5 protein-coding genes are annotated in these 6,630 nt (G+C 70.6%); 4 read left to right on the plus strand and 1 reads right to left on the minus strand.

Features of this window, described 5'->3' with window-relative positions:
* Both AC2VOP_RS13795 and AC2VOP_RS13800 read left to right on the plus strand, forming a co-directional pair.
* A partial coding sequence (locus tag AC2VOP_RS13795) for a His/Gly/Thr/Pro-type tRNA ligase C-terminal domain-containing protein (protein ID WP_486961493.1) occupies positions 1-651 on the plus strand: 651 nt, incomplete at its 5' end.
* Positions 652-873: 222 nt separating this feature from the next.
* Positions 874-1,761: a hypothetical protein gene (locus AC2VOP_RS13800; protein WP_486961494.1), complete on the plus strand. Its 888-nt coding sequence runs from the start codon at positions 874-876 to the stop codon at positions 1,759-1,761.
* Positions 1,762-1,857: 96 nt separating this feature from the next.
* On the opposite strand, the gene AC2VOP_RS13805 is transcribed toward AC2VOP_RS13800, so the two are convergent.
* Positions 1,858-3,867, minus strand: a complete 2,010-nt coding sequence (locus tag AC2VOP_RS13805) for a TPM domain-containing protein (protein WP_486961495.1) — start codon at positions 3,865-3,867, stop codon at positions 1,858-1,860.
* An 85-nt stretch (positions 3,868-3,952) separates the two neighbouring features.
* On the opposite strand from AC2VOP_RS13805, the gene AC2VOP_RS13810 reads away from it, so the two are divergent.
* Together AC2VOP_RS13810 and AC2VOP_RS13815 are read left to right on the plus strand one after the other, a co-directional pair.
* Positions 3,953-5,215 carry a deoxyguanosinetriphosphate triphosphohydrolase gene (locus AC2VOP_RS13810; protein WP_486961497.1) on the plus strand — a complete coding sequence of 421 codons (1,263 nt, stop codon included), beginning with the start codon at positions 3,953-3,955 and terminating at the stop codon, positions 5,213-5,215.
* Between the two features lie 175 nt (positions 5,216-5,390).
* Positions 5,391-6,630: hypothetical protein (locus AC2VOP_RS13815; protein ID WP_486961496.1), on the plus strand; the 1,240-nt coding region annotated here is incomplete at its 3' end.

The raw sequence follows: 6,630 nt of genomic DNA on the forward strand, positions 1-6,630 counted from the left end.
GCCGAGAACCTGCGGCTGTTCGAGCACCCCAAGGACAAGCTGTCGCACTACAGCGAGCGCACCGTCGACATCGAATACCGCTTCGGCTTCCACGGCAACCCGTGGGGCGAGCTGGAAGGTGTCGCCAATCGCACTGACTTCGACTTATCGACGCACGCAAAGCATTCCGGTGTCGACCTGTCGTTCTACGATCAGGAGTCCGACACCCGCTACGTGCCGTACGTTATCGAGCCCGCGGCTGGGCTGACCCGCTCATTCATGGCTTTCCTCGTCGACGCCTACTGCGAGGACGAAGCGCCGAACGCTAAGGGCGTCATGGATAAGCGCACCGTGCTGCGGCTGGACCCGCGGCTGGCGCCGGTCAAGGCAGCGGTGCTGCCGCTGTCGCGGCATGCCGACTTGAGTCCCAAGGCCCGCGACCTCGCCGCCGAGCTGCGACGCTGCTGGAACGTCGAGTTCGACGACGCCGGCGCGATCGGGCGCCGCTACCGCCGCCAGGACGAGATCGGCACCCCGTTCTGCGTCACCGTCGACTTCGACACCCTCGACGACCACGCCGTCACCGTGCGCGAACGCGACGCCATGACCCAGGACCGGATCGGCATCGACGCCGTCGCGGACTACCTCGCCGCCCGCCTCAAAGGCTGCTGACCTCCGCGCCGCCCGCCCCCCGCCGCCCCCCGCCCCCCGCCCCCCGCCCCGAGCGTGCGTGTTCCCGGTCGACACGCCGGCCAAAATCCGTAGATCGCGCACGTTCGCCGGGCACAAGCCAGCCACAAGCCAGCCACAAGCCAGCCACAGCTATCCACAGCTATCCACAGCGATCCACGGCGCTGACTACCGCTGCAGTCGTGAAGCCTGCACGATCCAGCGATGACCCGAGACTTGGACGCGCTGCTGGCTGATCAGGGTGGAGTGGCCACCACCGCACAACTGCTCGAACACCTCGGCCGCGCCGGATTCGAAACCCGTGTCGCCCGCGGGGAACTCCGCCACGTGTGGTGGGGCGTTTATGCGCAGACCGACCCTGACCCAATGATGCGGCTGTGCGGCTTGGATCTGCGCGCCGGTGAACCCGTCGCGATCTGTCTCGGAACTGCCGCCGCCGCTTACGGATTCGACACCGAGAACAACGCCGACCTGCATGTGCTGAGCCCAATTGCCCATCAGCTGCGCAACTCCGACGGTCTGATTGTGCACCGCCGCGAAGGCGCTCCGCTGGGCATGGTCGATGGCCGCCCCGCCACGGAACCGGCCTGGACGGCCGTCGAGGTGGCCCGCGGTCTGCGTCGTCCCCGGGCGTTGGCGACACTCGATGCTGCACTGCGCAGCCGAACGTGCGACCGACGCCAACTGCTCGCCGCGGCCGATCGTCAGGCCGGCCGGCGGGGAATCGTCAACGTCCGGGAGTTGATCCCGTTGGCGGCCGCCGAAGCGGAATCGCCGATGGAAAGCGAGGCGCGGTTGGTGATGTACGACGGCGGGCTGCCGCGGCCGGTGTTGCAGTATGAGATCGTCGACCGCAACTGGCGGACCTGGCGGGTCGACTTCGCCTGGCCGGAACACCTGGTCGCAGTCGAGTACGACGGCTTCGACTTCCACAGTAGCCCTGACGCGCTGCGCCAGGACCGGCAGAAGCGTGCTGCGCTGCAAGAGGTTGGCTGGACCGTGCGGTCGATCGTGGCCGACGACGTGCGGCGGCGGCCCTGGGACATGGTGCGCCGCATCGATGTGGAGTTGACCCGGTCGCGGGCAGCGTAGCGGCCTATCCCGCGGCATCCCGCGGCGCGAACGTGCGCAAATCCGGAAATTAGCCCGGCGCGTCGACCGGGGACACGCACGCTCGCGGTGAATCGCCTAGAAGCGGCCCCCGCCGCCGAAGAACCCGCCGCCCCCGCCGGATCCGCCGAACGACGTGGGGCTCCAACCCCCGGAACCCCCCGAGCCGCCGGAACCGCCCCCGAAACCCCCGAAACCCCCGCCGAGGACGTTGCCGATGATGATCCCGCCCAACATCGCGCCGGTGTCGTCGCCGCCGTAGCGGCCGTAGTAGGACCGCTGGGCCGCCTGAACGTCGGCCTTGGCCGACGACTGCGCCGAAGCGGCCATCGCCGCGGCGGCGTTGGCGTCGGCGATCGCCCCGTCGGCATCGGTGGCCTGCTTGTCCTTGGCCGCGTCGAGCCGGCGACGGGCCTCGGCGAGCCGGGTGCGTGCTTCCGGGCCGATGCTGCCGCGGCGGGTGTCGATGTAGTCCGACACCGCTCGGATTCGCGACTGCGCGGTGAACAGCGCCTGCTCGAGGCTGCGGGCCAGTCGCTCGGCGGCTGCGCGCTCCTCGGCGACGGTCTCCAGCAGCCGGTCCAGATCCGCATCCACCCGGGTCAGACGGGTGAACGCGCCCAACGGGTCAGTGCAGTCGCGGGCGTCGGCGACGGCTTTGACCGCGGCGCTGCGGGCCTTGGCCAGGTCACGGGTGTGCGAGCTGCCGGCCTGCGCCAGTTGCTCATCGGCCTGCGCGATGCTCGCCTCGGTGTCGGTGATGGCCGACGGCAGCGTCGCGACCGCGTGCCGGATGTCGCCGGCGGCGCTGTCCACCGCGTCGAGCAGCGCGCGGCCCTGTCCGACCGCCGATTCGGCCGCCCGCACCGCGTCGACGAGTTCACTCTGCCCGCCGGTGACCGGGTGCGCGGCCAGCTCCCGCGCGCGGGTGATGTTGCGGTCGGCGAACGCCGTCCGGTCCCGGGTGGCCTTGACGTTGTCGGAGACCGAAGTCAGTGCAGCAGCGTCGAATTCGTTGCCCAGTTCGATGAGGCGCTGCTCGGCAGCCGGGATGCGCGCGCTCAGCTCGACCAGCTGCTGGGTCAATGCGTCCAACCGCTCCGGTGCCTTGAGCACCAGGTCGCGCAGCTGCTCGAAGGCGCCGCGCTGCGTCTCCAGTTCGCGGTCGGCCTTCGCCGCGGCGACGACCACCCCGGTCAGCAGTTCGCGCCGCTGTGCCCGCGTCTCCGGGATGGCGTCGTCGAGTTGCTGGCGCACGGTGAAGGCCCGGCCCAGCGCTGCCTTGGCGTCCTGCACCGCGCGGGAGAACGGTTCGGTGCGCTGGTCGCCGAACTCATCGACGGCCAGCGCCAGCTCGTTGGTGCTGGTGCGCAGCGCATTGTCGACGTCGACCACCTTCAGCCGGGACAGGTCGTCGAGGGCATACAGCGGCAGCTGGGCCAGCTGGGACAGCGCATCCGGGTCGGTGGGGTCGATCCGCCGGGCCGCGGCCAGCGCCGCAGCTCGCCGTCGCCGCCGCAGGTAGCGCGCCACGAACAGCAGCACCAGACCGGCGAACGCCACCACGCCCACGGCGGCCAGCACCGGTTTCCACGCCACCGCGATCGGCCCGGCCGCCGCGTTGAGCCCGTCCGCGGCGGCCACCGCCGCGGCACCCCACTCGCCGCGGTGCAGTGCTGGCTCGATCTGGTTGCGCCGCAACGCATCCACCGCACGCTCGCTCACGTCGGAAACACCCGTCGATACCAAGAACGCGTATCCGCGGTCGGCGGTCGCCACCGCCAACAGGGCGTCGTGGCCACCCAGGTCGCTCAGGCGCGCGGTGCTGCGCGCCCAGCTGTCGGCGGTCTGCCCGGAGAAAATGTCGACATAGACGACCCAGAGCCGGATGTGCCGATCGGTGTAGAGCCGGTCGATAGCTCCGCGGACGGCGGCTTGTTCGGACGGCGACAGGACGCCGGCATGGTCGGTGACCGGACCGGCCAGCCGCAGCGGCGGCTCGGCGGTGGCTGTGGGGGCTCCAAAAGTCGCCAGCGCCGTGACGGTCAGGGCCGCCAGCAGGGCGCCCAGCGCCCGGGTGATACGCATGCTCGTCAATCTATGCGACAAGCGGCGCACGGTCTGCCGAAACGCGGTGCCCCGCAGCCTCCTGGCAGACTGAGCGGCGGTGACGATCCAGCAGTACGACCCCGACGACCCCGAGCCCTACCGCGAGTTCGACCGGCAGCGGCTGGTCGATGAGACACCCAAGACCGCGGGTCTGCCCGGCACCGACGGCCAGCGCCGCACCGACTTCGCCCGCGACCGCGCCCGTGTGCTGCACAGCGCCGCGCTGCGCCGGCTGGCCGACAAGACGCAGGTCGTCGGCCCCCGCGAGGGCGACACCCCGCGCACCCGGCTCACCCACTCGCTGGAGGTGGCCCAGATCGGGCGGGCGATGGCGATGGGGCTGGGTTGCGACCCGGACCTAGTTGACCTGGCCGGCCTGGCCCACGACATCGGACATCCGCCCTACGGGCACAACGGCGAGCGGGCTCTCGATGAGCTCGTTGCCGGCTGCGGCGGGTTCGAGGGCAACGCGCAGAACTTCCGTATCCTGACCCGGCTGGAGCCCAAAACGCTTGACCCGCAAGGACGCAGCGCCGGACTGAACCTCACCCGTGCGGCACTGGATGCGGCCACCAAATACCCGTGGCCGCGCGAGTCCGCGATGGCCAAGTTCGGCTTCTACGACGACGACCGCGATGCCGCGGCCTGGATGCGTCGGGACGCACCGAAGGGCCGGGCATGCCTGGAGGCGCAGCTGATGGACTGGGCCGACGACGTCGCCTATTCGGTGCATGACGTCGAGGACGGCGTCATCTCCGGCCGAATTGACCTGCGGGTGCTTGCCGACGACGCCGCGACCGCCGCGCTGGCCCGGCTGGGGGCGGTCGAATTCCCCCAGCTGCGCGCCGACGATCTGGCGGCCGCCGCGCAGCGGCTATTCGGTCTGCCGGTGGTCGCCGCAGCCGGCAAATACGACGCCACTCTGGGATCCTCGGTAGCGCTCAAGCGGCTGACCAGTGAACTGGTGGGCCGGTTCGTCTCGGCGGCCGTCTCCGCCACCCGGGCGGCCGCGGGCCCCGGGGCGTTGACGCGCTACCGGGCCGAACTGCAGGTGCCCGACCTGGTCCGCGCCGAGGTCGCGCTGCTGAAGATCCTCGCGCTGCAGTTCATCATGTCCGACCCGTGCCATCTGGACCGGCAGGCCCGACAACGCGACCGCATCCACGCGGTGGCGCACCGGCTGCTGACCGGTGCGCCGGCCACCTTGGATCCGCTGTTCGCCCCGGTGTTTGACGCCGCCGCCGACGACGACGCCCGTATGCGGGTGATCGTCGACCAGATCGCGTCCTACACCGAAAGCCGGCTGGAAAGCATCGAGGCCGATTAGGGACGCCGGGGTGCCGGGGCGCCGGGGCGCCGGGTTGAGAACAGCTGGCGGTTTTGTTGGTCGGTAGTGGACAAACGCTAGTTGTCGGACCCGTGTGTGAGCATCCCCCTATGGGTGGATGCGGTGATGTCGCGTGACTGCGCGCAGGCTGCGGCAGTGGCGTGGTGTGAAGCCGGTGGCGGCTCCTGCGGGGGTGGCGGTCACCGCGCGGCTGCGCACCACCGCCGAGGATGAGTTGGTGCTCGATCGGGTGGCGGCGCATCTGGGTGGGTTGCGGCGCGCTGATCTGGCCGCGACCTGCCGGCGGGTACCGGTGGATTCGCGGTGCAGTGACGACCAACGCCGCCGGGTGCGCCGCAGCCGGCTCAATGGCCGTAAGAAGGCGTTGACCGCGCAATCCTCGGCGCGGTGGGCCAACGCGATCATCGCCGGCAACGATGACCAGCACCGGTTGGCCCGCGACGCCCAGCACCGCCACATCATCGGGCTGCGGGCGGCGATCACCACCATCGACAAACGCCTGGCCGCCCCCACCGCCGACACCCTCACCGCCGCTGAGCGCAGAGCCCGCCGCAAAGCCAAGGAGCCGAAGGGCTACGCCAGCCAGGCGGAACGCTTCGCCAAGCAACAGCGGTGCCAGCATCTGCGCGCCGAACTGTCCCGGGTAGAGGCGGATCGGGCCGCCGGGCGGGTGCGTGTCGTGGAAGGCGGTAAGCGGCTGGCCCGCACCCGCCACCACCTTGCTAAGGCCACTCTGACCGCCGCGCAATGGCGCGACCGCTGGGACGCCACCCGGTACCGGATCAGCGCCAACGGCTCCCCGGATGAGCCGTTCGGCAACCTGACCATCACCGTCACCCCGGCTGGTGAAATCAGTGTCCGGTTGCCCAAACCCTTGGAGCACTTCGCCAACGCGCCACGCGGGCGCTACGTGTTGTCGTGTCCCGCGAAATTTTCGTATCGAGGAGATGAGTGGGCTCAGCGGATCACCGGTGCCAACTCGGTGTCCTACACCATCACCTGCAAGCCCGGCCGAAGCGGCCGGTATCTGACTGCGGCGTGGGCGATCCCCTCGGTGCCCTACTGGGTGGGACGTGACGGCTGCGCCGCTGGCGAGGACGTCTATGTCGGGGGTCCAGTGGTCGGGGTGGATCTCAACGACGGGCATCTCGCGGTGCGCCGCCTGGACGCCCACGGCAATCCGATCGGGGCGGCGCAACGCATCGAGGTCGACCTGTCGGGCAGCGCTTCGCGCCGCGACGCCCAGCTGCGCCACGTCATCACGAAACTGCTGCGCTACACCCAACGGCACGCCATTGGTGCGGTCGCGGTCGAGGACCTCGACTTCGCCGACGCGCGGGCCCTCGGCCGGGAAACCATGGGTCGCGGCGCCCGCGGGAAGCGGTTTCGCCGCA

Source organism: Mycobacterium sp. TH-M106 (genome assembly GCF_057473765.1).

Excerpts from the sequence above, each read along its gene's own strand:
- AC2VOP_RS13800 (WP_486961494.1), top strand. The coding sequence starts at position 874 with ATGACCCGAGACTTGGACGCGCTGCTGGCTGATCAGGGTGGAGTGGCC.
- AC2VOP_RS13805 (WP_486961495.1), bottom strand. The coding sequence starts at position 3,867 with ATGCGTATCACCCGGGCGCTGGGCGCCCTGCTGGCGGCCCTGACCGTC.